General features: G+C 46.7%; 2 protein-coding genes. Both read left to right on the top strand.

The features are described from left to right. Positions 1 to 898: ABC transporter ATP-binding protein (locus tag Q0X25_RS08315; RefSeq protein WP_298581182.1), on the top strand; the 898-nt coding region annotated here is incomplete at its 5' end. After that, on the top strand, positions 891 to 2,645 hold the full coding sequence (locus Q0X25_RS08310) for an ABC transporter ATP-binding protein (protein WP_298581179.1): 1,755 nt from the start codon (positions 891 to 893) through the stop codon (positions 2,643 to 2,645). The genes Q0X25_RS08315 and Q0X25_RS08310, both read left to right, overlap by 8 nt. Positions 2,646 to 2,752: the final 107 nt, after the last annotated feature.

Below are 2,752 nucleotides of genomic sequence, written 5' to 3'. Positions count from 1 at the left end.
CGTTGTATTGCCAAATGCAATGACTGCAGTTTCGAATATCGTCTGGTCATATCAGACTGCAGGTGCAGCCGCGATACGTCTTTGCGAACTCATGGAAGTTGATACTTTGCCGCAAGCAGATTGTCCTCAACTACCTGAAGGTGATTTGGATATCGAGGTTGATGGTGTCTCTTATTCCTATGGGGAGACAAACGCTTTATCACAGCTTTCATTGACGCTTAAACCCAATACGGTGACAGCACTGATTGGTCCTTCGGGCTCGGGTAAATCAACGCTCGCTACGCTTATTGCACGTTTTGACGATCCTGACGAGGGAGTAATTCGTCTAGGTGGGATTGATTTGCGGCAGATTGATACAAACGAATTGTATCGTTATGTGTCTTTTGTTCTGCAAGATTCGATGTTGCTTAATACCAGCATTCGCCGGAATATCTCCTTGGCGTGTCCTGATGCTAGCTTGGAAGAAGTGCGGAGAGCTGCACAGATTGCGCAGATAGATGACTATATTATGTCGCTACCCAAGGGCTATGACAGCGTGTTGGGTTCTGATTGTCAGCTATCAGGCGGTGAAGGTCAGCGTGTAGCTATTGCTCGTGCGATTTTAACTGATGCGCCAATTTTGATTATGGATGAGGCAACTGCCTTTGCCGATCCTGATTCTGAGGTTGAAATTCAGCGTGCTCTCAGAAATTTAATCCAAGGGCGTACCGTGCTTGTTATTGCTCACCGTCTCAACTCGATTCTCGGTGCCGACCAAATTGCAGTAATGGAACGTGGACATATTGTTGCGCTAGGCACCCATCAGGAATTGCTTAATAACGGTCATTACCAAGCCCTTCTTCAGCAGAGTGGCTTTGAAAATTTCCTTTCCGCAAAGGAGAGTGACATTTATGTTTAAAGACAAGTTGATTCTTCCACGTCTCTATCGTTTTATGCCCCAAGCCGATAAAGCAATTCATCAGAAAGGCTCCTTTTATAAGCTTGTATCAGGTGTTATTAGCGGTGTGAGTTTAACTGCAATTATGCCAACAGTTGCTGCTTTGCAATCTGGGACGCCACAGTGGGGATTGAGCTATAAGGCATGGATAGTTTTTCTCGCCATGCTTGCTTTGTGCGGAGCTGTGGCTTCGGTTGAGGGAACCAAGCTGAGCTATATATCGGGTTTAGGGTACATGCGCAATCTGCAGATTATGATTGGAAATAAAGTTTCGCGTTTGCCGTTGGGTTGGTTTGACTCTCAAAGCGCGGGCCGCCTGAGTCGTATGGTCACCAATGAAATGATGTCAACGGGGCAAGTGGCTGCATATTTCATTGGTAGCTTTCTGCACAATGCGTCTGCTTGCATTATCTTTTGTCTTGGTTGCTGGATATGGAATTGGCAGCTGGGACTGTTGCTTAGTGTGGGTGTGCCTATTGTATTTTTGTTGATGCATGTGGGGCAAGCCTGTATTTTTCGCATGTCTCGTTTAGAGAACAAGGGAGAAGAGCTAATTGCAGCGCGCATTGTTGAGTTTGCCCAGTGTCAAGGAGCACTTCGCGCTTGCAACGCGAGCAGTAGCTATCCAGAGTTGAAGGATAGTTTTTCAAAGAGCAAAGCTTGTCTAACTCATGGCCTGTGGTGGGGTGTTGCAGGAAATTTCCTCTCGGGTATGGGTGTGCAGATGCTTACTGTGTTAGGCATCGTGGTTGTTTGCCAGATGGGGCTTACAGGAACCATGAGCCCTCTTGAAACACTCATTATGATTGGCGTCATTTTGCGTTTTTCGGCACTTCTCACCGAGGTGGCGGGCTTACTTTTTGGTCTTGAAGAGCGCCGTATGATGCTTAATGGCATTGACGAGGTAATGGACACGCCCGAGATGCCTGCATGTGAGCAAAGCGCAGAGCTGCCTAGTGATAATTCCGTCGAGCTAAAAAACATTGCTTTTAGCTACATAGAAGGTCAGCCCGTTATTCACAATGTCAGCGTGATGGCACCCGCATCAAAAATGATTGCTATCGTAGGCCCATCTGGTTGTGGCAAAACCACACTCATTAAACTTATTGCTCGTTTTTATGATGCCGATGTAGGGCAAATTACCATCGGCGGGACAGACATACGGAATCTTTCTACGCAGCATCTCTTTGAGCAAGTGTCTTTTGTTTTTCAGGATGTATATCTCTTTAACGATACACTCCGCAATAATGTATTGATTGCTCGCCCCAATGCTGGAGAAGCAGAACTTACGCGCGTTGCTGAGCTAGCAGGAATGACAGAGATTATCGAACGTTTGCCCGAAGGCTGGGAAACGCCTTGTGGTGAGGGTGGACGTAGTTTATCTGGTGGTGAACGTCAGCGTGTTTCGATTGCACGTGCTCTGCTCAAGCAGGCGCCTATTGTGCTGTTTGATGAAGCAACCTCTGCACTCGATGCAGAAAACGAGGCGAATATCGTGCGCTCCATGGAGGAGTTGAGACAGCATTCGACTCTGATTGTGGTGGCCCATAAGCTTGAAACTATCAAAATGGCAGATCAGATTGTGGTAATGAATGCGGATGGAGAGTTGGCAGAGGTTGGTACTCATGAGGAACTGCTTGCGCAGAATGGTAGCTACGGTGATTTTTGGAACAAGCGCTGCTTAAGCGCTCAGTGGAGTCTTGTATAGAAGTGCTGAAGTGTAATTACGTGCTTTAAGACTGCGATTTGGACGAGCAGGACTATAGTGTCAAGAATAATTTGTATTCTTGATATCGGTTTGAGACGGAAGAAGTT

Origin of the sequence: uncultured Olegusella sp. (genome assembly GCF_947253395.1) — a bacterium.
Lineage (GTDB): Bacteria > Actinomycetota > Coriobacteriia > Coriobacteriales > Atopobiaceae > Olegusella.
This window is presented reverse-complemented; position numbering and strand designations above follow the sequence as displayed.